Raw genomic sequence first — 21,915 nt, 5'->3', positions numbered from 1 at the left:
CCGTTGATGTCTCGGGTAGCCAAGGTGGTAGCTGGATTTCGCCCGTGCCGGGCCCCGCACGGGTTACCGGCGGGCGGCAGCGCGAAGCGCGGCGGTCGCGGCGTGCCCGATGGCGCGGGCGGCGGTCGTGGGGTCGGTCAGCACGTGGACGGTCGCCCCGCTGAGTGGGGTGTCGGTGTCGCTGGTGGTCAGCCACAGCACCGCGCACCCGGACGCGCGCAGGCGGTCGAGCTTCTTCTGACCGGCGCAGCGGGGGTCATGGCAGTACTTCCCGTCGGACACGATGACCACCAGCCGGGCCGCGCCGGGACGGGACAAACCGAGCGCGCCGTCGAGGGCGTCGAGCGCGCGGGGAATGTCCTCGTAGTCGTCGTTGGAGCGGAACTCGGTGACCTCGGCGGGCGGCTTGCCCGGGTGAGTCAGCGGGCGCACATGGTTCCCGAAAATCACGCTCGCGGCGTCGGCGGGCACCCTGGTGTGCCGGGCGGCGTTGGCCAGGATCCAGGCCGCCGAGGCAACGTGAGCGCGTGCCCAGCCCATCGAGCCGGACACATCGCACGCAATCCCGACCCGCAGCGGCGGCACGGTCACCGGCGTGCGGATAGTGCGGGTGAACGGCTCGGCGGTCACCACGGCCCCGGCTGCATGCTGGGCTTCGGCGGCACGCACTCCGCGCATCCGCAGCCGTCCCGGCGGTACCTCCGAGGTAGACCGCACGGCGACCCGTTCCCGAGTCCCGGTGGTGTCCAACGCCCGGGCGAGCACCCGCGCGGCCGTGCGCTCCTCCGGCGTGGGCGGCCGGGTGCCCGTCGTCCTGGTGTTGCCGCTGCGGGGGCGGCCGCCGGTCCTGAACACCTGCCGCGCCACTGTCCCCGCTTCCTCCTCGGCGGCGTCTTCGCGTCCCTTCGCGGCGGCGGCGACGGCGGCCGGGTCCTCGGGTGCCTCCTCGCCAGCGACGTTCGCAGCCACCCCACCCAGCACCGCAGCGATGGCATCCGCCAGCGGTGACGGGGACACAGGCACGCCGGGCCTGGGCGAGCCGCCCGACGGGTCCGAGGCCGGCGAGGTCGAGTCCGAACTCTCGGGATCGGTGCCGAGGATCTCGCACCACTGCCGCCCGAGGTCGAGCATCTCCTCGCCCGCGTCGTCGGCGGTCAGCAGCGCCTGCCGCCACACCGCTCGCAGCTTGCCGAGGACCTCCGTGCCGAGCACGTCCTCGACGACCCGGGCCACGGGGTAGACCTCGGCGTGTGTGAGCACCCCGCCATCGGCCCGGCCCAGCAGGAGCGCGGCGGTGCGCGCGGCGTCGGCGGGGGTCATCTTCGGTGCCGTCGCGGGGTCGGCGAACAGGTGTAGGTCGGTGGCGACGATGCCCTGCACGCATGCCCGGAGCCAGTGCCGGTCATCCGGGCGGCGGCGGATGTGCGCCGCTTCCATCCGGGGCTCTTCCAGCAGCATCGCAGCGGCGACCACGGCGGGCGGGGCGCCGTCCGGCGGTTCCCACGCGGTGTGTTTGGCGTGGCCGCACTCGTGGGTGAGGGCACCCCACGCCGGGGCATAGCGGGCCCGATCGGACAGGTTCGCCGGGTCCACGGTGGCCGGGTCCACGCCGAGGTGGTCGCCGTCGACTTCGATCAGCGCACGGTGCGGGTAGAAGCAGGCGGGGGCACCGCCGCCCGCGCCGGGGGCGACGCTGACCACGAGATCGTCGCGGTCGGCGATCACGGGGACCTCGTCGGCGAACGCGGCGGACAGGGTCAGCCATTCCGGGCGGGCGGGGAACACGGCGGCACCGGTGGCGGCCGGGTCGGCGATGAAGTGGGCGCTCATGGCGCGGGTCCTTTCGCGACGGGTTCGCGTGGGTGGGTTCAGGGTTTGGTGGTAATGCGGGCGCCGAGGGCGAGCGGCGTGACGGTCTTGCCGAAGACGTCACGCACCACGGCGGCGACGGTGGCGCGGTCCTCTTCCGGCGCGATCCCGACCAGATTTCCGGCGGCGGCGTCGATGTCCCACGCGTCGGCGAGCTTCTTGAACGCCAACAGCTCACGTAGCTGGGGCGCCCATCCGATCTCGCCTTTTTCCTGTCGGGTGGCGAGGTTGCGCGCCACCCGCACGGCCTTCTTGTCGACCCCGAGCTGTTCGGCGAGGGCGTAGTCGCTGGAGACCTGGATGTGCACGGAGAACCGGGAGGACAGCGCGTCGGTGAGGATGGCCCCGTGCACGCCGGGGTTGTGCCCGGCCACGACGTAGAACCCTGGCTCGGCCTTGACGACTTCGCCGCCGTTGGCCTTGACGATGATTTCGCGGCGGCCGTCCATCGCGGGATAGACCACGGCGAGCACGGTCGGCGGGATCAGGGTCGCGTCGTCGATGAACAGCGGCACCCCGGCGCGCATCGCGCGGACCAGCGGGCCGTGGACGAACACGAAGTCGCCGTCGGGGGTTTTGGTGTAGTCGCCCACGAGGTCGGCGACCACGGTGTCGCCGTCGCCCTGCACGGTGAGGCAGTCGTTGAACGCCGCCTCCACCACTGACGTTTTCCCGGTTCCGGGCGGGCCGTACAAGAGGGCGGCGACCCCGGCGTCGCGCAGCCGCTGCAGCGCGGTCACGTCGGGCATGCCGGACAGGAGCCGGGGGTGGTAATCCATCCCGTTCGGGCGTTTCACCGGGCCGGTGACCTTCCGCGCCGGTCGGCTGGTGGTGGTGCTGCGTGTACCGGACGGGGCGGGCGTGGGCGAGGTTGCGGCGGATGCCGTCGCGGGTGGCCTGCGGCGGGGTGTGCATGGCGGGGCCGGGGTGATGACCGGCGCGGCGGCGGCCGCCGTTGTCGCGGTTGCCCGGTAGCCCAGTGGCGCGGTGGTGGCGAGTTCGGCTTCTCCCCTGTCGGCCAGCGCTTTGCAGGCGTTGCCGACCGCGCCGGATGAGCGGTTCAGGGTGTGTGCGATGCCGCCCGGGGTGTGGGTGGTTGCGGGGTCATCGGCCAGGACTTTGGCGACCATCGCGCGGAGTTCGCCGTTGCGGAGCCGGGGCGCCGTCCCACCCGCCGGGGTGGTCGGCCCGGTGGCAGGTGCCGCGACGGGCGGGGTGGGCGTGGTCATCGCAGGTATTCCTTTCCCAGTGCATGACGCGGGCGGTTCGGCGAATCAGAAAGATTCGTTGCAGCCCTTGGATGTGATTTCCGGATTTCCCGGGCGACACAACAAACGTAACTCGACAAGACCGGACGCACAATACTTTTCCACACCCCATTCGGGTGAGGAATTCCAATGTTCAGACAAAAGAATTCGAGGCGTTTCGTCGAACCGTTTGCGCAGGTCGCAGACGTCAAGCAGTAGACGACAGCCACAACAAAGGAAATGGACGAGCGGACATTTGAAGAAAATAGAAATGGGCGGATGACCGTCGGCACGAGGTGAGATGACCAGGAGAGCCAGACCGTGGGGATATGATCACAGCAGCGGGACCGACGGGGCAGGCCTGATGTGTTTACCTGCTTGTCGCCAAGCGAGTCTGGGACACCGACGGATCCCCGCATGCAGGCCTTGACCTGCAAGGATGAGCGCAGACAGAGGATCCGACTTAGACGGTCCACGGAACGCCGGAGCGATCGGCGCGTGCGGTGGCACCCCCGATGGCCGGCGGGCATCCGAGGGGCGGCGCCCGTGGACGATCGGCTCCGCCGAGCGGGCCGCTCGGACAGTCGCAAGGGTGCGTCCGTCCATGCGACGCGTTGCGACACCGTGGTGGCGCCGCAACACATGGCTACTCTGAACGGAAACACGGGATGCTTTTCTGCGCGACGACTATCAGTGCGTCGACACTAACATCCATCGCGACGGACCAGCCATTTCAGCGTAGAGGTACTTTATGGCGCACCCCATGTCGGTTCAGACCTTGCGGACTGCGATTCCGGCGTGCGGTTCTCGGAGTCGTTCGGCGAGCTCGATCGTCTCAGCCGTCGGTGTTTCGTCGATCTCGGCGAGGCGCGCTTCGAGCAGCCGTAGCGTTCGGGCTATCGCGTCGTGCCGGCCGAGGTTGTGTTCCAGGCGCATGATGTCGCGGTAGAGCAGCTCGTTGTGCGGGTCGAAGTCCCGCGCCGATTCCAGCAACTCCAGCGTGGACTCGGGATCGCTCCGGACTCGTGCGCGGGCCAGAGCGGCGACGGCGTCGAGGGCGTCGCGGCGGACACCTTCCCGCAGCGCGGCGAGCCAGTCGGCTTCGATGCCAGCGGCGAGCTCGCCGCCGTAGCACGCGACGATCGCGGCATTGGCCGCGGCGCGATGCTGGTCGTCGGTCGTGGTGCGACGTCGGGCGAGCGCGCCGGCGAAAGTCCAGTAGTCGACCTCGACGACCGCGGGGTCGAGACGATATCGGCCGTGCTGCGCGACCACGACGTCGCCGATGTCGGGCGAGGTGGCTTTGTGGACGGTGCTGCGGAGGCGGGACAGGACGGTGCGCAGCACGGCGGCCGGGTCCTGCGCTGGGCGGTTGGCCCACAGACTGTCGATGATCGCGGCCCGCGGAACTCCCTCCGGATGCAGGGCGAGGTAGATCAGCAGCTCCCACAGCCGTCGCGACAGGCTGCCGGTGACTTCCACCGCCCGATCCGGGCGCGCGAGGTCAGGTCGCCACGACAACCTCGGCTGACCGAACACCCTCAGCACCAGCGGCGCGGCGACGTCACGCTGGTCTTCGACGGTATTCGTCGAGTCTGGCTCGGGTACTGCTTCGGCTTGGTCCGGTGGACCTGCGATCTCCAACCCGTGGCCGGACTCGGCGGCAGGCTCGGGGTGGTCGTTCCGAGCGCCGTGGGCGGCGTCGAAGAGGGCGAACAGCTCGCGGGTCGCGGATTCGGGAAGGGAGAAGGCTCGCCGGCCACGTAACCGCTCCCCCGGACCAGGTGAGGTAGCGGTGATGGTGCCAGTGGCGTCCACGTAGACCGTGACGCCGGGATGCCACTGGCCGAGCAGCAGCACTGTCGTGCTCGCGTCGCCTCCGGCGAAGGCGTACTGCAGCCGGATGTGATCGGGTTCGCTTGCCGGCGCACTCGCCAGCAAGATCCGGTCGGCGCTGTCGTGTGGTGTCTGGCTGTCGAGGTGCGTGAGCGCGGCGGCGAGGTCGTCGACGGCGTGGACGCACTCGGGCAGGTCGGCGTCGTACTCCGGGACACCGAGCAAGTCACGCAGATCCGCGGCCGGCGCGACGATCAGCGGGTGGCGGGCGGCGGTCATGGCCGTGAGCAGCAGCGCGCGGGCCGCGGCGTGGCTGCCGGGGCCGATGAGCCCAAGGCCCTGCGTCGCCGCGAGGTCCAGCGCCAGTTCGGCGGCCGCCTCATCGGCGGGCTTCCCCAGCTCGAGCATCGTCTCGGGCTCGACGGCATCGGCCTCCTCGGGTCCGGTCTGGGCGTACTGGTGTGCCAGCTGCAGCTGGTAGACGACCGGGGCAACGGGCAGGACGTCGTCGCGTCGGCCACTGCCGGGCCGGTAAGCGGCGCGGTGACGTCGTCGGGCAATCAGCAGCATCGCGCTGACCACGCCAGCCAGCCCGAGGCCGACATACACACCGGGCTCCCACGACCAGCTTGGACCCGGAGCAACGGTCGGAGGCGGCGACGAGCTCGGCGGAGAGGTCGCCATGGGCTTCACTGATGGCGGCTGCCGCTGCGGTGGTTCGGGGGCAACAGGCCTCGGGGTCGGCGGAAGGCGGATGCGATCGCCCGGATGGATCAGGCGGGGCGACGTCAGTGTGCGACCGCCGGGCTGGATGCTTCCGACGTTCAGGCGCCAGAGCTCTGGCCACCGGTTGGTGTCACCGAGGCGACGTTGTGCGATCCGGTACAGCGAATCGTGGACACCGCCGCGGGGCGGACGCACCAGCTCGACGTCCTCCGATCGACCGTCAACAGCCAACGGCGCGGTCACCGACGAGCTCATGCCGGTCTGGACCGCGTTGCTTCCGCCGGAGGCAGCGAGCGCGGTACGGCTGACGAACGACACCACCACAGTGGTGATGAGCACCGCCGCGACCCGGCGGAGCGGGCCGCCACGCCAGGCTGAGTCCGGCCGGCCGGCGGTGAGGACGAGGTCGCGTCCGCACCGGGCCAGCTCGACGAGGAACGCGCCCCACAGCAGCCACGCACCGCACGCGAGCACATCCAGCAGCAGGCTTGTCGATAGCCGAGCCGTCAGCACCTCGCCGAGCTCCGCCATGGTGGGCAGGTGATCCGGGAAGGGCCAGCCGATGAACCGCACCAGCGCCCACGGCAGCCCGGCACACAACCCGGACAGCAGCGCGAGCGCCACGCCAGCCCGAACCAACCGCCCTGCGCCACCCACGAACGCACGAAGAACCCGCCGCGATCCGGTGCCGGTCTGCCGTTCTGCAGGCACAACAGGGCCCCCTGGCTCAGCTTGGTTGGCCATGGACAGCCGACGGCTGGATACCGGCCGTCGGCGGCCCCGGTCGCGGTACAACCGGTGCAGGTGCCGGCGAGGTCTCGGGCTGCGTCCCCGGCTTCGGCCGGCGGGTGCCAGGCGGTCGACCTCGCCGGGCGCGGGGTTTGCCGGCAGCCAGCCACCTGGTGAGGTCGGCAGCCGGGACGTCGGTGAACTCGGTCAGTTCGTCGATGCTGATGACGTCCGCCGCCGCGGCGAGCACGGTGCCGAGCTTGCGCTCGACCTCCGCCAGCTCCTCGGCCAGCGCAATTCGACGACGTGCGAGCTCGCCGACCTCGCGGGCTGCCGCCGTCCTCCTCGCACTCTTCTCCGCGTCAGCCTTCTCGACGCGCCTCTCGATCTCATCGGTCGTGATCATCGTTCTCCTCCTCCGGTGTTCAGGGCTCCAGTGCATGAAATGCCGCGGGTTTGCTTGGCGACCTCAGTCCCAGGTCGGGCCCTTGGACCTGGTGGACCGGACGATGTGAACAGCCAGACGAGGACAATGACGTACAGTCCGACGTCCGCGGGCCTGACTCCGGCTCAGAGTGCAAGAGGGGGGAACACCGCGATGGGAGCAACGAACGCGGCGCTTGTCAACATCAGGGGGTGGCTTGAAGGTGCCCGGGATGACATCGCGCTCGTCAGAGACTTTGTCGAAGAGGAAGTCGTCAACGAGTGGGACAACTTCGGCTGGCGATTCCCTCATCAGCAGAACACCGGGCACTGGTACGCGTTCTACGGCCTGCATGTCGAACCCGATGGCATCAACTGGTTCGTGAACCAGTTGCGCCAGCTGGCACCCCTCGCCGCGTCCGGGTCCAAACCCCTGATCCGAGGACTGTTTATCGTCAGCGACGAGCAGATGACCATGACCCAGCTGCACGTCAGGGACGGTCAAGTACATCTCGAGCCCGGTGACAGCAAATACGCGTACCTCGACGCATAACGTCTGCTGCCTGGTCGTACGTTCGGACCAACGCCTCGCAGATGGCCGCGCTGCCTGACACAAGGTAGAGCAGCACAACGGCAACACTACCCGCCCCGACACCTCGGTTCGCGAACCCACGAGCCGCGGTACCTTGAAAGCGAAGGCATACACGTCAGTTCACCCCAGTCCGCACTTCAGGGTTCGCGAACTCCCGGGAAACCTCGGTGACGCCGCGCTGGGGGTGGGCTGCGCCGCTGCCGTGGGCGCCGATGGACGGGATGCTGATGAGCGACAGCAGCTGGGTGCGCTGGCTGGTCGTGACGTTGACGGTCACGGTGTCGACGGTGGCCGTCACCTCACCGGTGGCGCCGATTCCGGCGAGGTAGCGGCGGGCGAGACCGTCAGCTTCCGCGGGTACCAGCCGGAGCGTGCCGGTCGCCCGGTAGGCGGCGAGGTCGATCGCTTGCGCGCCGGCGCGGGCGGCGGACTCGGCCTGGCCGGTGGCTCGGACCTTCGCGGCGAGCGCGAGGCCGCCGTCGAGCCCCAGGCCGGCCAAGGCCAGCAGCCCGACCACCAGCACGACGACGAACGCCGAGACCTGCCCGTCGTCTGCACGCCAGCACGCTGCGCGGCGGGCGTTCATCACGCGCCTCCGGCGGTCGGCTGGGATCGATAGGTGTCGACGACCTCGCTGGCCGTCGCGCTGAGCGTCCGGCTGCCGGGGACGCCGAGGATGAGAGCCTGACCGAAGTCGACCGTGCAGCGGACGGTCACGACGACGGTGCTGCCGGGGTTCGCCGAGGTCGTGGTGCTGGCTGCGGCGTCGCGGCAGACCAGTCCGGCGTGCGTCAGCGCCGAAGTGGCGGTCGCTTGCGCCGCGGCAACGGCTGCGGCCGGAATGCGCTGCAGGCTTGCGGCGCGCGCGGCCTGATGCGCGGCGTCGTCGAGCCGCAGCCGAGCGTCGACGCCGCGATGGACGACCACGGCGACGAACACCAGCAGCATGACCAGTGCCGGTGCGAGCAGGACCGCCTCGACGGTCACCGCGCCGCCCTCGGCGTGCCACCACCTCTCTGCCGCGGTCACGGAACCGGCTCCGCGGCGGGCAGTTCCCACGGGAACCGTCCAGCGCCTGTCAGGTCGCGGGCTGCGGTGACGTACGCGAAGACGGATCTCGGCAGCTCTTCGGCGACATCGACCATCGGGCGAATCGACGCGGCGTGCAGCTCGACCTGAACGGCGCTGGTGCGCTCGACGAGCTCGGCGTGACGAAGCTTGGCTTCCCATTCCCGAGTGAGCGTGACGCAGCCCTGCAAGTGGAACACCAGGTCGTCGAGCAGAGCGTCGAAGTCGGCGATCGCCGCGGCGGTCGCGGCCGCGAGGTCGGTCTCGCCCGGCAGTTCGGCGAGCCGTGCGGCGTGCCGGCGAGCAGGCGCTGTCCGGCTCAAGCGGGTCAGCGCATCCCAGACCGCCTGGTGGGCCCGGCCGGGCAGCTCGGGATCGAGCCAGTCGCGTACCGGGGTGGTGTGCAGTTCGCCGGTGAGGTCGATCAGGAGCCCGGCCGTGCGGTGCGCCGCTGCGCCGAGGTCGGCGAAGTCGTCACTTCGGAGGAAGAACTCGCCGGGAGACCGCTCCAGCGGGCAGCGATGTCCGTGCTGGTGATCGGTCGCGAAGCAGGCGGCGGTGATGCCCGCGTCGCAGAGGCCGCTCAGCAGCAGCGCGATGGCGCCACCAATCGCCAGCGCACCGCCGGGGGCCTCGGTGGCACCCGTGCCAAGTACCAGCGTGAGGACCAGAAGCCCTGCGGCGCAGCGAGCCGACAGGCATCGCGCGAGGAAGACACGAAGCACCTGCCGACGCCACCGTTTCGTGGTGAGAGCGGGGTTCCACAGCATCGTGTCCGGACCGTCGGCGAAGTCGCCAACGGTCACCGCATCCGGTTTTTCCAGCAGTGACATGATTCTCCCCTCCTCGGTCAGGCGTCCGGAACGAACTTTTCGACCTCGCCAGCGGCTTCCGCGTGCACGTGCAGGTGCACCCCGGGCAGTACTGCGACGACCTCGCCCTGCACGCTGATCGAGACCGAGGTCGCGGTCCGCTCGACGTCGATCTGCGAGGAGCGCAGCGGTCCCTGCGCGAGTTGGTCGAGCAGCTGCTGGCCGGCGGCATGGCCAGCCGCCGCGGTGCCGTCCTGGACGCGGGCCGCGGCGAGCGCTTCGGCGGCGGCCGCCTGAGCGACATGGGTCGCGTGCGACCAGAGGGCGAACTGGATGATCGTCAGCAGCGCGAGCAGGAGCAGCGGTGTCGCGATCACCAGCTCGGCGGTGGCCGCGCCGCGCTCGCCGGACAGCGCACGGCGAACGCGCCAAGCCATCGTATTGACCGGGTTCGTCGGCATGTCAGCCGCCGAGGCCGAGGTCGATGCTGTTGGCTTTCGCGGTCAGCTTCGCGGCGATGATCGCGATCAAGGCGATGGCCAGCACCGCCATGAGCGCGGTCACGATGACGGTCGTCGTGATTTCCCCGCGGTCACTATCCCTGAGCAGTAACAGAATGCGCGCGGTGACGAGGGTCCAAAGCGTTCGGCAGTAGGTCAGCATGATGTGTCTCCTGTGGAGTTTCAGAGGCCGTTGAGGACCTGGGTGACGGCCGGGTAGGCGATGAATCCGAGGAAGCCGAGGAACAGCAACGTCACCGGCAACGCCATGCGTTCGGTGGCCGCCTGGGCGTCGGCTTCGGCGTCGGCGACGAGGTGGGTCCGCAGCGCCTTGGCTTTCGCTGCCAGTGAGCGGCGAATCTTGGCGCCTTCGGTGCCGGCGAGGGAAATCGACGCGGCGAGCTCGGCAAGTTCGGCGATGTCCAGCTCTTCGCCGAGGCGGCGGAGCGTCGACCACGGCGTGATGCGAGTCAGCTGGGCGGCGTCCAGCGCGCGGCGCAGCTGGATGAACGCGGGCCCGCAACCGACCTCGGCGGCCGCCAGCAGTGCGACCTCGACTCCGGCGCCACCGGCGAGGGTGATCCAGACGAGGTCCAAGAAGGCCGAGAGCGCGCCGCGGAAATCGGCACGCGCTCGCGCCGCCTTCGTGCGGACCTCGAGGTCGGGAGCGAGGAACCCTACCGCTGCGAGCCCGAGAGCGGAGGCTAGGAGGACTTCGACGCTGACCGGCAGGTCCGCGAGCGCGAGGATGACCTGGAGAACGAGGGGCGTCACCAGACCGACGCAGCTGACGACGACCTTGATGCCGAGGTGCGTGTCCGCCCCTCGCCCAAGAACTCGCAGGTCGCGTTCGAGCTTCTCCCCTGGCAGGCCGAGCCGCCGGAGACCGGGAACGAGTGGTCGTGCGATGGCCATCGCCCAGCCGGCCTCCGACACGTGCGCTGCCGGAGCCGAGGCCGCAGCGTTCGCCGTCGAGAGGTGCTCGTGAAGAGATGGTCGCAGCGGGATCGCCCAGGTCAGGAGCATCCACAAGCCGACGCCGGTACCCAGCCCGAGGCAGGAGATCGGGATCATGCATGATCACCGGCCCATCGAGAGGGAGCTGGCTCGGACGGCGCGCTGAGCGACAGCACGCGCGAATCGCCGCGGCCCGAGGCGACCCTGACCAGCCAGCCGAAGCCGGCACCGAACAGCCCGCCGATGACGAGCAGGACGGCTTGGCCGAGGGCGCTGTCGTAGGCCGTCAGGTAGCCGCGGTTGAACACCACCACGCCGACCGCGAAGGCGACTGTGGTGGCGACGACGACCCGCACCGACGTCCGGGTCCGAGCGCGGCCCGTCTCGACACGCATCCGCATGGCCGCCTGCGACCGCGCGGTCTCGGCGAGGGAGCCGAGCAGCTCTCCGAGCTGCCGTGCCTGGTGCTCGGCGGCCAGGACCAGCGCGGCGATGACCAGGTCGGCAGTCGAATCGGCCAGTTCCTCTGCCAGCTGCCGCAACGCCGGCGCGAGCCGATGCCCGTTCTGCAGCCGGGACGCGAGCCTACCGACTTCGCCACGGATCGCGGCGGGCGCCAGCGGAGCGGTGGCGAGGATCGCCTGCTCCAGCCCGGCCGCGGCCGAGAGCGTGTCGCGCAGCATCTCCGTCCACGACGCGACCGCCTCGATCCGCGCGACCCGGCGCACGTGAGCTCGGTCCGGGCCGACCAGCCGCGGTAGGAACCAGACCGCCCCGGCCGCGAGCGCTCCCCCGACGAGCCACCCGGTCGCAGCTCCGGCCAGTAGGCCGACGCCCAGCGCGAGCGCCAGTCGAAGCCCCCACGTCCGATCGGCTCGCCAGGGCGGGGCCGACCGCGGACGACGCACCAGCTGAGGACCGCGCAGGCCGGCGAGGACGAACAGGAGTCCCACGGCGGTGCCGAGCCCGGCCAGGCCGACAACCAGGGTGGTGGTCATGATGCCCACCACCCGGCGGGCTCGGCCAGCAGCTCGGGGTCGAACCCGGCTTCGACAAGGTCGTCGAGCGTGTCCGCGCGGAGCGCGCCGGCGACCGGGCAGGCTCGCCGGTCGGAGCCGGGGCGGTAGACCTCGTTGGAGACGACCGTGCCGCCGTCGGCGTCGACGACCTCGCGGATCGAGGAGATCACCCGGGTCGCGCGGTCGGCGGCTTTGTCCAGGTGCACAACGAAATGCACGCTGGACGCCACCAGCAGCGCAGTCGCCTCCAGCGACAGCCGCTCCACGCTCTGCGCGGCGTAGGAAGCGAGCCGGGTGAACGCGATCCTCGAGCTGCTCGCGTGCAAGGTCGCCATCGAGCCGTCGTTGCCCTGAGACATCGCGTTGCACATCGGGATGACCTCGGGTCCGCGGATCTCGCCGACGATGACGCGGTCCGGAGACATCCGCAGGCCCCAGCGGACGAGCTCCGCCTGGCTGATCGCGCCAGCGCCTTCGATGTTCGCCTCCCGCGCCTGCAGCGCCGTGACGTCGGCGTGCAGCTCGGGATCAAGTCCGAGCCCGAGTTCGAAGGCGTCCTCGACGGTGACGATGCGTTCGAGCGGGTCCATCTCCGCGGCCATCGCGCGCAGCAAGGTCGTCTTGCCGAAGCCGGCGCCGCCGGTGATGAGGATGTTCTTCCGCGCCTTCACCAGGGCGCGCAGGAAACGCTCGAGACCGACGTCGAGGGTGCCGCGCCGGCGCAGCTGCGCGAGGCTCGTGGTCAGGTAGCCGTGCCGGCGGATCGAGCACGCCGTCACCCCGTCAGCGGTGAGCCCGAGCACCGCGAAGAGCCGCTCACCACCGGGCAGCTGGAGATTCAGCGCAGGCGAGCCCCGGTCGAAGCGGCGCTCCTCAGACGACGCGCGCGCCGCCAGCGTCCGGACCAAGTCAGTCAGCTCGTCGTTCGAGGCCGCCACCGGCGCCACCTGCACCCGCGAGCCGTCGGCGTATTGCACGAAGACCCGATCGAACCGGTTGACGTTGATCGTCTCGACCTTCGGATCCGCCAGCAACGGCTGCAGCCCGCCCAGCCCGAAGACCTCGTCGAGCACGGCCTCGGCGATTCGCCTCTCCTCGTCCGGCGGTAGCAGTACGCGGCCGGCCTGCAGTTCGGCCTCGCTGTGTGCGGCGCCCGCTGAGCGGAGGACTTCCTGAGCGAGCTGGTGACGTCGTTCGCCGGTCATCGGGCTCGGTTCGGCTTCAGCTCGGGCCGGTAGCTCGATCGCGAGCGCGCGGCGGAAGGCGTCGCGCAGCCGCCCTTCCGGTGTCGGCGCGGATGCCGAGAGCTGGCGGCGATGTTCGTCGAGCACGGTCATAGTGGAGGCTCCTTTCCGGGGGCGCTGACGTACGAGTGGCCGTTGGGCAGTCCCGGCGCCGCGGCAACGCGAACTCCGGACGTCCGCACCTGCTGGGCCGGAACACCAGGCACCTGCTGCCCGAGGCCGAGCTGATGCGCTCCCACCGGCAGTGCCTCGCCGGCGAGGACCTTGGCCACGGCCACGGCTGCCTGGGCGAGCCCGCCCTTCCGCCCGCGGCCTGCGACGACGTGCCCTGTCAAGCTCCTCGCCGCAGTGGGGTCATGAGGGATCCTCGCCATCACCGGGACGCCAAGCTCACGCTCGACTTCGTCAGGGGTGTGGCCCCGGCCGGCCAGGACAAGCGACGCGCGGCCGGCTGCCCGCCCAAGCTCGTGAAGCCGAGCCGCCACATGCGCGAGCTCGTCGCTGTACGTCCCGGACACCAGGAGGAGCACATCCGCCTGGCGCATCAACGGCTCTGCCGGCGAGCCGGGGTCTAAGCGCCCGCAGTCGGCGAACACCAGCACTCCAGGCTCGCGTGCCGCCCGGCACAGGGGCGAGCCAGCCGCCGTCACGGCACCTAACGCCGCGCGAGCTTGTGGTCCGCCGGCAGGCCCAGCGACGACCGGCAGCTGGCCGGCGAGCGTCTGCGTGTGGTTCCAGACGACATCCGGACCGAATGGCTGCCGGACCGCGGCGGCGAGGCTGAGCAGACCAGGTGAGGGTGCGAGGGCGAATCGCTGGGCGAGATCTCCGCCTGCCGGATCGCATTCGACCACCAGCCGCCGGACAGCGACGGGCCAGTTCGCCGCCAGCGCCACGGTGAACGTGGTGACGCCCGGAGACCCCTTCAGGCTTGCCAAGGCAATCAGCATCAGCGCTCACCGCCGGCGACCATGACGAGCGTGACTTGTCCGGCCGGGATGCGTGCGAGCGCCGGCGCCGTCACGCTGGGCATCCGCAGGGAGATCACGGTGGTCTGCTCGGACTCCGCTTTGGCGAGGCCGGTCACCGTCGCCGGCCACGTGGGCCCATCACCGCTGCTTTGGCCAGCTACCGCCGAGGTATTCGGCGACGAAGCCGCAACCACGACGATGACCGGAGCGCCGGGCGCGAGTTCGAGCGGGAACTGGCCTGCCTTGAGCCCGACCGCCACGACCGCCTCCCCGACGATCGGGACCGTCGGCGGACCGACGCTGCTCGGCGTGAGCAGCGCGCCGACGGTGAGGCTCGTTGCCATCGGTCTGCCGAGGACTGAAGCGGCCTGTTCAGCCGGGACGGTTGCCACGGCGTCGGCGACGGAGATTTCGACCTCGTGGATGTCCGCTCGTTCGAGAACATGGCCGATGCTGACCGGCCGGGCGATGCCCAGCACCGGAACCCGTCCCTGCGCAGTGCTCGACCACCAGAGCGCTCCGCCGACGCAGGCCACGATGAGCATGAGCCCGATCAGCAGGTGCGGCAGGCGCCGGCGTGTCCGGCGGCCTGTCGGCACCGCGGTGAGCCGGCCTTTCTTCGTCAGCCACGACACGGAACCGACATCGGTTCCGGTGCCGTGTTCACCGGTACGGATACTGGTCACGGCCTGCCTCCAAGCATGGTTCGACCGCGCCGCGCATCGAGAAGCGTTGATGCACAACGAGAATTTGTTCGCTGATTGCGTTTGGACTAGCGACCGGTGCCGAGCGCCTGCACCTCGGCGACCCGGAACGACGCCGTCGCCGAGGTCGTCATGTCGGGGAACGTCCCGCCCGCTCCGGCACCGGACCACGTCACCGTCCAGTGCACCGTCGCCGTGACAACGAAGTGCTGGCCGGGAACCGCAGCTGAAGATCGGCGGTAGGTGTGTCCACAGTCAGGCGACGCCGTCGCCGACCCGGCGGTGGCCGAGTACGGCGTTCCCGGTCCCGAGCAGCTCACCTTTTGGCCGTCTCCCATGGACCAGGTCACCGATGTCGGGGTGGCCACGGCAGTGACCGACACCCCCGGCACGGAAGCCGTTGCTTGCCGCGTTCCCCAGGTGGCACGGTCCACCCACAGCCAGGTCGGTAGCTGCACGAGCTTGTCGCCCGGCGGATTCGCCTCGATCCCCGGGGTCGGCAGCCGCAGCTTCGCCCGAGCTTGGTCAGCCAACTCCTGCGGCGACGGCAGCGCCGCCACGGGCACCACACCGTCCGGAAGCCAGATCGGCGCCCGGTAGAGACCATCGTGCACGCCCGGTCCGGAGCACCGGTAGACGTACCAAGCCCCTCCTTGCTGCTGAGCGTGGAAACCAGACCAGCGCGCAAAAGTATTCTGTGGCCCGATTCGCAAAGCGACAGTCTGGACCCCGTTCGCCGGCGGCTGATAGTTGCTTCGGACGTACGAGCAGGTCGCCATGGAGTCGTTGCCTCCGAGGAGACTGTCGCCCGATGGCTGCCGTTGGCCAGGCACGGTTTGAGGCTTCGTCGGCTGCCCAGGGCCCGTAGGCGACGGTGGTGCCTTCCCGCCATTGCGACCGGCGTCGACGTCGCATGAGGGATTCCCCGCCTGACCGCAATGCACGTCTCCCCAGCCATCCGCGAGTGCGACCGGAACCACGAGCAGGCCGATACCGAAAGCGGCCGCAGCCGCGATCGCCGCCGTGGTCAGCCGGTGCATGATCCGACCTCGTGCACGGCGAAGGTGGTGACCTTCCAGGAGCCGTCGACCGCTTTCTTGACGAGGGCCTCGATGCGGCGGTGGCCGCCGGGTCCGTCATCGGCGGGCGCGCCGTTGTCGGCGCGGTACTTGAGCCAGTTCGTCGAGTCGCCGCAGTCCGAGATCTTCACCGTTGTCGGGTCGGCCTGCGGTTCGACGCGCTCGACCTGCGGATGGTTGATCGGCCGCCCCTTGGTGACGAGGCCGTTGTAATGGTCGGCGTAGAGGCTGCGGGAGATGGTCTGCAACGCTTCCGCCGTGGCGTTCTGCGCGAGCTTGGGCGACTGCCAATCGGAGGTGACCGCGGCGTCCGCCATGTCGCTCCACATCCCGACATAGGCAGTGATCGCCCGCTGCTTCGCCAGATCGGCCGGCTGCGTTACTACGCTGCTCAACGGCGGGCCGGACGACGTCTCGGCCGGGTGAGGCTCGCTCGAGCTGCAGCTTCCGAGCAGCACGAGTACCGCGGACGAAGCAGCGGCGGCTCGGATAGCTTCACCGAAGTTCATGGATTTCCCTCCTGCCACGATGATCAGCTCTTGGTTCGGCCTGGAACACCGGCTCGGCGCAGGTCCACTCGTTAGGAGGACGAGCACGCCCGGGTGAACTGGTGCCTTGCTTGTCCGGCGAGGGGTCATCGAGGAAGTCGAACATCGGTTGATCCCTGATCTCCTTGGACCGAAGGATCCGGTCCAGTGTCCGAGTCCGACATCACATCGCACGAATGGCCGCGATTTCCTGCCCCGCAGCCCACCAAACCCGCCGCCGCAAGAATGAGGGACGCAATCGAAAAGAAGTCCTGAGCCATGATTCAGCCTTCCCACGGACATTGGCCAGGCTCAAGCCGGGCCGTAGTAGCCCGGGGCGCAGCCCACGCCCCCGTTCCACCAGGCGCCGGTAACACGCCATCTGATCACTGGCTGCAGGTCGGTCACGCCCGGGCCGACGCAGTAGTGGTAAAGGTTGCCCCAAATGTCCTGAACGTCGAGCATGACAGTGGACCCCGTGCCGCCGTCGCAATGCCGGTACTCGCCCCAGCCCTGGTAGCCACAGGTCCCCTTCAGACCGAAGTGGACAGCTGCGTCCGCGGCCGGCGTCAGCGCGGCACCGAACATGGCGATCACGATCGAGCCCGTTGCAGCGACCCGTCCCGCCAGGCGGCGGTATTTCGAATTTTTCATCGCAACCTCCAAACCGATCCATGTTGTTGCCATGAATCCGGTTTACAGGCCACGGTCCCACGCACTGCAAACGGCGCATGACACGAACTTTCAAGTACGCATGCGAACTTCCGTCGAATTCACTCGGCAGCCAACCAGTCCGTCACGTCAAACTCACCACGACGCCGGTCTGCCCCGCCGGAACTTGACCGTGCAGCGGGATCACCGTGCCGGCCGCAAACGTTTCGATGATCAACATGGGCAGACCGGGGCTGCACACGAACCCGGCGCCGTTGGCGCTCCTGCGTGTCGGTGCGGCGTAGCCGGCGGCGACCGCGGCGTCTATCTGGGCCTGGAGGAACCTCGGCACTCTCGCCGTTCCGATGGGTGATGACCCCCAAGGTGAGCGGCCCGTTGAGACTCCTACCGCCCGAGAAATCGTCCTTCAGGACGATGCCGTTCCGCGCGCAGATGCGGTCAGCGACAGCGGAGAGGTACGCACGTTGCCGTTTGAGCTTGCGCCGGAAGAGCATGCCCCCAGGGTGTCATGGAGAAGGCTGCGACACGGCCAGATCCCAGTCGATGTGGTGCTGGGTCAGCCACGCCGCGGTGTTGCGCGGGCCACTCTTGAGCCGCTTGGAGATCGCCATGTCGCGGATGAGCCGCTTGATCGGCCCGGGTGTGGCCGTGCCGCCCATCTTCGCGCTGGTGGCCACCAACCGCTCGACCCGCTCCCGGCGCTGATCTTCGTAGGCCCGAAACGCCGCCGCCGGCTCAGGCAGGTCGCGTAGGCATTTGGCCAGGACAACGGCGTCCTCCATGGCCATCGACGCGCCGTGGCCGGCGTTCGGTGCCGCGGCGTGGGCTGCGTCGCCGATGACGATCATCCGGCCGGCGTGCCACCTCGGCGTCGAGGCGATGTCGTAGCCGTTGCTCGCCCGGATCTCCTCCGACGCCTCGACAATCCCGGCCGCAGGCGACCGGTCACGGCGCAACAACGCCGTCGCCTGCCGCTTCCACTCCTCCAGCGACGTCGACGCGAGTTCTACCTTCGACAGCTCTGGACGCGGCAGGTTGACGAACCACCACGTCTCGCCGTCCGGCGCGGTGGTGTAGGCGAAGAAGACGCGTTTGCCGTAGATCATCCGGTACACGCCCGGCACCGGCTCGACCGGCGCCTGCCGGGCATAACCGCAGAGGACGACGGTTCCGGTGTACTGCGGCTCAGGCGCCTTCGAATCGATGAGCACCCGGGTCGCTGAGTGGATGCCGTCGGCGCCGATCAGCAGGTCGCCTTCGCGGCGGGAACCGTCCTCGAAGATCGCCGCCACGCCGTGGTCAAGATTGGTGTCGACGTCGTCGAGCCGCTCGCCGTGTTCGATCTGGATCCCGCGTTGGATGGCTTCCTCGTGCAACACCCGGTACAGCTCGGCCCGCTTGATCGTGTGCGGCCCGTACGCGCCGGCCGTGCCGCCGCCGATAGGTGCTTCGCCGAGCTTCTTGCCCGAGCCGCTCCAGAACAACGCGCGGTCAGCCGGGAACGACGCTTGCAACACCGGCTTGTCGGCGTCGATCGCGTGCAGGGCGTCGAAGCCGTTGTTCATGATCGTCATGAACGCGCCAACGTCGTCCGCGCCCGTCCGGTACGCCTCGTAGACGACGGAGTCGATGCCCGCCTTCTGTAGGGCCATGGCCGCGATCGGCCCGGCGATGCCCCCGCCGATGATCAGTGCCTTGGTCATCTCGCTCCCCTCGTCTCCAGGCCTTGCGCCAACCGCACCAGCTCGCGGACGTCAGCCTCCAGCCCGTCGCCTTCCGGCAACGCCACCGGCACCGCCTTCGCCGGAACGCGCTCACCGGCCGCGTGGGCGGCGAGCGCCTGCTGAAGACGGCTCGGGAGGTCAGCCGAAGCGTCGGTCCGTTCCAGATACGGACTGATCCGCACCAGACCATCTCGGCACTCGACGACCCGGCGGTAGTACCGCCGGTGCGTCCCACGCAGGCGCAGCGCGTCACGCCACGGCGCTGCCGGTACCCGGTCCAGTGCATCATCGGGAAACTCCGAATGCAGCACCGCCCACAACGGCGCCAGCTGCCGATACCCGCGGCGGTGACGCCACCAGATCCGCACCGCACCCACTCTGGTCATCGCGGCCGGATAGCTCACTCCGGCCAGGAACAGCAGGACGCCCGGCATCAACAGGACGGTGACCGCGATGGCGCCCACCACCGTCCCGGCGGATCCGGCACGATCGGCGACCCCGACGCGGTAGATCAAGCCCAGCACGATCGCGGGCACGAATACGCAATTCGCCAAGACGATCGCGACCAGGCCGACGGCCGCGATCCGCAGCCCTCGCGCCAGCCGACCGCCCGCGTCGCGCGCGTATCGCCAAGCCCAGACCGCCGCGGCCGCGAAGCCGACTGCCATGAAGACGTCGGCGGCGATGAAGAACACCGCCACGCTGGGTACCGACTGGTCGTTGGTCCGCGCGGACGCTGGTGTCACCAGCGCGGCGACGAGAAGCACGACCTCGGCCGCCAGCAGCAGGGCTGCATACCAGCCGGCGCGTCGCCGGGCGACCGCCCGCTCCCGCGCTGAGAACAGGAAGAAGCACACGAGGCTGTAGACGCCGATCAGCAGAAGACCGTGCTGGATCAGCCGCGAGATCATCGGCGGCAAACCCAACGGATGAGCGCCCTTGTCGGCCGCGACACCGAACGGGAACGCTACAGCCAGGCACGCCACCAGCGCCGTCACGCTGCGCAGGGCGGCGTTCCCCGGGTTCCGCGCCAGCCTCCCTGCCAGCCACAGCAGCAGAGCAGCCGACACGATCCCGTACGCGAGAACCAGAGGCGTCACAGCCACCCCAGACGGCCTTCGAGCGCAGCTCCCATCTCCTGGGCAGCTTCGCTCGATCTTCCGCTGACGCCGACCTGGTCCAGGACCGACGCCCACTCCAGGATGATCGTCGCCGTCGTCTCGGCCTCGCGCTCCTGATCGGTGTCGTACGAGGTGCGCCGCAGGGCCCGGCGAACGGCGTCCGGCTCGAGGTCCGGGTACCGCTGGCGCAGGCTGTCCGTCGATATGTCCGGGTACAGCCCGGCCAGAAGCTCGTCATCGCACGGATCGCTCTCATGACCGGCCAGCAAGTGGCCCAGCTCGTGCAGGATGATGTGGTTCTGGTGCGGCTTGCTGGTTTCCCGCTGGTACAGGATGTAATTCGCCGGGCGCGTGCTGATCCACACGCCGAACGGGCCAGGCACCGGAATCGAGTGGGCCAGCAGCTTGATCGGCTTGCCGCGGCGTTCACCGACGCGCCGACACAGCTCGACGACGTCCAACGGAGGCCGGATATCCAGCTCCTTTAGCAACCGCCGGCACCGGCGGCGCAGCAACCGCTCGTTCACCGCTCCCCTCGCTCCCGGGCTGCCTGCTGGTCGCGGTAGACAACGTCGAGCAGGTCCATGACGAGCTGACGGCGATCCGGCGTCAGCTCGCCTGCGCGCATCGCAATCCGCTGCGCCTCCTGGTCGCCGGCGTTCGCCTTGAGGCGTTCCCGTTCCGCGGCCAAGTCGCGGAACTGCTGGTCGACGCGGTCGGTCACGTCGTCGTCGAAGAAGTAATTGACCGGCACCCCGAAGAACTTCGCCAGCCCCTCGACGTGCTTGATCGTGGGGTTGTCCCGCTTCCGCTTGCGCAGCTGCCAGATGTAGGTGCCGGAGATCTTCGTACCGGCCGCCGTGATCGAGTCCGCAGCGAAGTCGTTGCTGTACTCGTCGCCCTCCGACGACCTCGTGACCGCGAACAACTGGTTCAGCTTGTCCGCGAAGTCGCGCCCGGCACGTTCGGCCATCACCCCTCCTCACCTCCCCTCGAAACTACCGCCCAACAGCGCTTTTAACTCAGATTAAGACCCGATCAGGTGAATGACTGTCCCATAGTTGAGACACCACCTGCGGAAACATAAGATCAACAGCCTGGGGTGATCGAACCGGGGAGGGAACGATGACTCGACCGAGCACACAGCCAATCACCGCCGAGGACGCCGAGCGCCTGCGCAAGCTGCACGACGCGAAACAGCTCTTCGGCGGCGACTGGATGACGGCGATCCTGCTGGCACTGAAGAGCGGCCCGAAGCACTACACCGAGCTGCTCGACATGGTCGGCTCGCTCAACGACGCCGCGGCGGCGAACAGCTGGTCCGGACGACCGCGGGTACTGCACGCCAGCGTGCTGACGCGCACGCTGAAGACGATGACGGCTGACCGCTTGATCGTCCGCGACCAGGAGGCGGGCGTGTTCCCGCCGTCAGTCATCTACTCCCTCGCGCCCGCGACCCGGGAGGCACTCGACGCCATGCAGCCGCTGGCCGACTGGGTGAGCCGGCACGCGGACATCGTCCACCAGGCGCGGCACCGTCGGAGCGTCGACGCCCGCCGGTCAGCGTGAGCCAGGTCGTCGCAGACGGGCACCGCAGCGATCACGGCAACTGCCAAAGCGCCTCAGCGCGGCAAGCTGAAACGGTCCGGGACCCAATGCTCGATCACATCGACAACCACCGCCGGAATACGCAGCACTCTGACAACTACCGCAGCCACTGCGGCCGCGGTGACAAATCAGCTTGGCAGGCTCGCACGTGCCGAGCGGCGCGCAAGTCGAACGGTTAGAGGCGTAGGCGCCAGGCCTACAAGCAGCCCACAACCAGCCGAACCATTCCCGTGCCCGACCATCAAGACCCGTGATGATCGTAAGGATCGAGGTGCTGATTCACCCCGCGTCAGCACCTGCTGACTGACGCCAGGGGCGAGCCGTCGGGTGCTCCGGTGACGTCCTCGTCGAGGACATGCAGCTCGAACCGGGTGGTGTCGTAGCCGCCGGCTTCCCATGCGAGGTCGCTGTCGCCGAAGCGCCACTCCCGGCCGCTCGCCCGTTCTCTCAGCAACCATGCCACGGCAACCTCCCGCTCCGCGATCCC

At 69.5% G+C, this 21,915-nt stretch carries 24 protein-coding genes; 2 read left to right on the top strand and 22 right to left on the bottom strand.

The features are described from left to right. Positions 1–63: 63 nt before the first annotated feature. The 4 genes from AB0G28_RS12805 to AB0G28_RS12790 form a co-directional block, all read right to left on the bottom strand. A complete protein-coding gene (locus AB0G28_RS12805; protein ID WP_361087196.1) occupies positions 64–1,830 on the bottom strand; it encodes a vWA domain-containing protein in 1,767 nt (588 codons plus the stop codon). A 38-nt stretch (positions 1,831–1,868) separates the two neighbouring features. Beyond that, positions 1,869–3,098, bottom strand: a complete 1,230-nt coding sequence (locus AB0G28_RS12800; RefSeq protein WP_361087193.1) for an AAA family ATPase — start codon at positions 3,096–3,098, stop codon at positions 1,869–1,871. 789 nt (positions 3,099–3,887) lie between these two features. Then, positions 3,888–6,302, bottom strand: a complete 2,415-nt coding sequence (locus AB0G28_RS12795; protein ID WP_361087190.1) for a transcriptional regulator — start codon at positions 6,300–6,302, stop codon at positions 3,888–3,890. Positions 6,303–6,405: 103 nt separating this feature from the next. Continuing rightward, on the bottom strand, positions 6,406–6,813 hold the full coding sequence (locus tag AB0G28_RS12790; RefSeq protein WP_361087188.1) for a hypothetical protein: 408 nt from the start codon (positions 6,811–6,813) through the stop codon (positions 6,406–6,408). Between the two features lie 192 nt (positions 6,814–7,005). Between AB0G28_RS12790 and AB0G28_RS12785 the strand changes: the two genes are divergently transcribed. Next, the gene (locus AB0G28_RS12785; RefSeq protein ID WP_361087185.1) at positions 7,006–7,383 is read left to right on the top strand and encodes a hypothetical protein; all 378 of its coding nucleotides are present in this window, start codon (positions 7,006–7,008) and stop codon (positions 7,381–7,383) included. A 154-nt stretch (positions 7,384–7,537) separates the two neighbouring features. Here AB0G28_RS12785 and AB0G28_RS12780 read toward each other — a convergent pair whose 3' ends face one another. From AB0G28_RS12780 to AB0G28_RS12700, 17 genes are all read right to left on the bottom strand, one after another. Next, positions 7,538–8,008: a pilus assembly protein TadG-related protein gene (locus AB0G28_RS12780; RefSeq protein WP_361087182.1), complete on the bottom strand. Its 471-nt coding sequence runs from the start codon at positions 8,006–8,008 to the stop codon at positions 7,538–7,540. Then, entirely contained in the window at positions 8,008–8,451 is a 444-nt protein-coding gene (locus AB0G28_RS12775; protein ID WP_361087179.1) for a TadE/TadG family type IV pilus assembly protein, read from the bottom strand. The genes AB0G28_RS12780 and AB0G28_RS12775 overlap by 1 nt, the downstream gene beginning before the upstream one ends. Next, entirely contained in the window at positions 8,448–9,323 is an 876-nt protein-coding gene (locus AB0G28_RS12770) for a hypothetical protein (RefSeq protein ID WP_361087177.1), read from the bottom strand. The genes AB0G28_RS12775 and AB0G28_RS12770 overlap by 4 nt, the downstream gene beginning before the upstream one ends. Before the next feature lie 17 nt (positions 9,324–9,340). After that, on the bottom strand, positions 9,341–9,739 hold the full coding sequence (locus AB0G28_RS12765; protein WP_361087174.1) for a TadE/TadG family type IV pilus assembly protein: 399 nt from the start codon (positions 9,737–9,739) through the stop codon (positions 9,341–9,343). Between the two features lie 25 nt (positions 9,740–9,764). Continuing rightward, positions 9,765–9,965, bottom strand: a complete 201-nt coding sequence (locus AB0G28_RS12760) for a hypothetical protein (protein WP_361087171.1) — start codon at positions 9,963–9,965, stop codon at positions 9,765–9,767. A gap of 20 nt (positions 9,966–9,985) precedes the next feature. Then, the gene (locus tag AB0G28_RS12755) at positions 9,986–10,876 is read right to left on the bottom strand and encodes a secretion system protein (RefSeq protein ID WP_361087168.1); all 891 of its coding nucleotides are present in this window, start codon (positions 10,874–10,876) and stop codon (positions 9,986–9,988) included. After that, positions 10,873–11,757, bottom strand: coding sequence for a type II secretion system F family protein (locus AB0G28_RS12750; protein ID WP_361087165.1), 885 nt, complete (start codon positions 11,755–11,757; stop codon positions 10,873–10,875). The genes AB0G28_RS12755 and AB0G28_RS12750 overlap by 4 nt, the downstream gene beginning before the upstream one ends. Further along, positions 11,754–13,115, bottom strand: coding sequence for an ATPase, T2SS/T4P/T4SS family (locus tag AB0G28_RS12745; RefSeq protein WP_361087162.1), 1,362 nt, complete (start codon positions 13,113–13,115; stop codon positions 11,754–11,756). The genes AB0G28_RS12750 and AB0G28_RS12745 overlap by 4 nt, the downstream gene beginning before the upstream one ends. Beyond that, positions 13,112–13,972 carry a carbon monoxide dehydrogenase maturation protein gene (locus tag AB0G28_RS12740; RefSeq protein ID WP_361087159.1) on the bottom strand — a complete coding sequence of 287 codons (861 nt, stop codon included), beginning with the start codon at positions 13,970–13,972 and terminating at the stop codon, positions 13,112–13,114. Before AB0G28_RS12740 ends, AB0G28_RS12745 begins: the two co-directional genes overlap by 4 nt. Beyond that, positions 13,972–14,628: a hypothetical protein gene (locus AB0G28_RS12735; protein WP_361087156.1), complete on the bottom strand. Its 657-nt coding sequence runs from the start codon at positions 14,626–14,628 to the stop codon at positions 13,972–13,974. The genes AB0G28_RS12740 and AB0G28_RS12735 overlap by 1 nt, the downstream gene beginning before the upstream one ends. A 137-nt stretch (positions 14,629–14,765) precedes the next feature. Next, a complete protein-coding gene (locus AB0G28_RS12730) occupies positions 14,766–15,737 on the bottom strand; it encodes a hypothetical protein (protein WP_361087153.1) in 972 nt (323 codons plus the stop codon). Further along, on the bottom strand, positions 15,725–16,285 hold the full coding sequence (locus tag AB0G28_RS12725) for a hypothetical protein (protein WP_361087150.1): 561 nt from the start codon (positions 16,283–16,285) through the stop codon (positions 15,725–15,727). The genes AB0G28_RS12730 and AB0G28_RS12725 overlap by 13 nt, the downstream gene beginning before the upstream one ends. A 330-nt stretch (positions 16,286–16,615) precedes the next feature. Beyond that, positions 16,616–16,990, bottom strand: coding sequence for a DUF6355 family natural product biosynthesis protein (locus tag AB0G28_RS12720; protein ID WP_361087147.1), 375 nt, complete (start codon positions 16,988–16,990; stop codon positions 16,616–16,618). 491 nt (positions 16,991–17,481) lie between these two features. Next, the gene (locus AB0G28_RS12715) at positions 17,482–18,678 is read right to left on the bottom strand and encodes an NAD(P)/FAD-dependent oxidoreductase (RefSeq protein WP_361087144.1); all 1,197 of its coding nucleotides are present in this window, start codon (positions 18,676–18,678) and stop codon (positions 17,482–17,484) included. After that, complete coding sequence (locus AB0G28_RS12710) at positions 18,675–19,769, bottom strand: MAB_1171c family putative transporter (RefSeq protein WP_361087462.1); 1,095 nt, start codon at positions 19,767–19,769, stop codon at positions 18,675–18,677. Before AB0G28_RS12710 ends, AB0G28_RS12715 begins: the two co-directional genes overlap by 4 nt. 26 nt (positions 19,770–19,795) lie before the next feature. Further along, entirely contained in the window at positions 19,796–20,347 is a 552-nt protein-coding gene (locus tag AB0G28_RS12705) for a hypothetical protein (RefSeq protein ID WP_361087142.1), read from the bottom strand. After that, on the bottom strand, positions 20,344–20,793 hold the full coding sequence (locus tag AB0G28_RS12700; protein WP_361087139.1) for a helix-turn-helix domain-containing protein: 450 nt from the start codon (positions 20,791–20,793) through the stop codon (positions 20,344–20,346). Before AB0G28_RS12700 ends, AB0G28_RS12705 begins: the two co-directional genes overlap by 4 nt. A 152-nt stretch (positions 20,794–20,945) precedes the next feature. On the opposite strand from AB0G28_RS12700, the gene AB0G28_RS12695 reads away from it, so the two are divergent. Then, positions 20,946–21,389 (top strand): helix-turn-helix domain-containing protein, encoded by a 444-nt coding sequence (locus tag AB0G28_RS12695; RefSeq protein ID WP_361087136.1) that lies wholly within the window; start codon positions 20,946–20,948, stop codon positions 21,387–21,389. Between the two features lie 328 nt (positions 21,390–21,717). Here the strand turns inward: AB0G28_RS12695 and AB0G28_RS12690 are convergent, their stop codons facing one another. Then, on the bottom strand, positions 21,718–21,891 hold the full coding sequence (locus tag AB0G28_RS12690) for a hypothetical protein (protein ID WP_361087133.1): 174 nt from the start codon (positions 21,889–21,891) through the stop codon (positions 21,718–21,720). Positions 21,892–21,915 lie beyond the last annotated feature (24 nt).

It is taken from the genome of Amycolatopsis sp. NPDC021455 (assembly GCF_040640995.1).
Taxonomy (GTDB): domain Bacteria; phylum Actinomycetota; class Actinomycetes; order Mycobacteriales; family Pseudonocardiaceae; genus Amycolatopsis.
The sequence above is the reverse complement of the archived record's forward strand: the minus strand, read 5'-3'. Positions and strand labels throughout refer to the sequence as shown.

What these genes read in the sequence shown, in the direction of transcription:
- AB0G28_RS12805 (WP_361087196.1), bottom strand. Translation starts at nt 1,830, where the DNA reads ATGAGCGCCCACTTCATCGCCGACCCGGCCGCCACCGGTGCCGCCGTG.
- AB0G28_RS12785 (WP_361087185.1), top strand. Translation starts at nt 7,006, where the DNA reads ATGGGAGCAACGAACGCGGCGCTTGTCAACATCAGGGGGTGGCTTGAA.
- AB0G28_RS12750 (WP_361087165.1), bottom strand. Translation starts at nt 11,757, where the DNA reads ATGACCACCACCCTGGTTGTCGGCCTGGCCGGGCTCGGCACCGCCGTG.
- AB0G28_RS12770 (WP_361087177.1), bottom strand. Translation starts at nt 9,323, where the DNA reads ATGTCACTGCTGGAAAAACCGGATGCGGTGACCGTTGGCGACTTCGCC.
- AB0G28_RS12765 (WP_361087174.1), bottom strand. Translation starts at nt 9,739, where the DNA reads ATGGCTTGGCGCGTTCGCCGTGCGCTGTCCGGCGAGCGCGGCGCGGCC.
- AB0G28_RS12760 (WP_361087171.1), bottom strand. Translation starts at nt 9,965, where the DNA reads ATGCTGACCTACTGCCGAACGCTTTGGACCCTCGTCACCGCGCGCATT.
- AB0G28_RS12730 (WP_361087153.1), bottom strand. Translation starts at nt 15,737, where the DNA reads ATGCACCGGCTGACCACGGCGGCGATCGCGGCTGCGGCCGCTTTCGGT.
- AB0G28_RS12800 (WP_361087193.1), bottom strand. Translation starts at nt 3,098, where the DNA reads ATGACCACGCCCACCCCGCCCGTCGCGGCACCTGCCACCGGGCCGACC.
- AB0G28_RS12755 (WP_361087168.1), bottom strand. Translation starts at nt 10,876, where the DNA reads ATGATCCCGATCTCCTGCCTCGGGCTGGGTACCGGCGTCGGCTTGTGG.
- AB0G28_RS12745 (WP_361087162.1), bottom strand. Translation starts at nt 13,115, where the DNA reads ATGACCGTGCTCGACGAACATCGCCGCCAGCTCTCGGCATCCGCGCCG.
- AB0G28_RS12720 (WP_361087147.1), bottom strand. Translation starts at nt 16,990, where the DNA reads ATGGCAACAACATGGATCGGTTTGGAGGTTGCGATGAAAAATTCGAAA.
- AB0G28_RS12715 (WP_361087144.1), bottom strand. Translation starts at nt 18,678, where the DNA reads ATGACCAAGGCACTGATCATCGGCGGGGGCATCGCCGGGCCGATCGCG.
- AB0G28_RS12790 (WP_361087188.1), bottom strand. Translation starts at nt 6,813, where the DNA reads ATGATCACGACCGATGAGATCGAGAGGCGCGTCGAGAAGGCTGACGCG.
- AB0G28_RS12695 (WP_361087136.1), top strand. Translation starts at nt 20,946, where the DNA reads ATGACTCGACCGAGCACACAGCCAATCACCGCCGAGGACGCCGAGCGC.
- AB0G28_RS12740 (WP_361087159.1), bottom strand. Translation starts at nt 13,972, where the DNA reads ATGCTGATTGCCTTGGCAAGCCTGAAGGGGTCTCCGGGCGTCACCACG.
- AB0G28_RS12780 (WP_361087182.1), bottom strand. Translation starts at nt 8,008, where the DNA reads ATGAACGCCCGCCGCGCAGCGTGCTGGCGTGCAGACGACGGGCAGGTC.
- AB0G28_RS12700 (WP_361087139.1), bottom strand. Translation starts at nt 20,793, where the DNA reads ATGGCCGAACGTGCCGGGCGCGACTTCGCGGACAAGCTGAACCAGTTG.
- AB0G28_RS12725 (WP_361087150.1), bottom strand. Translation starts at nt 16,285, where the DNA reads ATGAACTTCGGTGAAGCTATCCGAGCCGCCGCTGCTTCGTCCGCGGTA.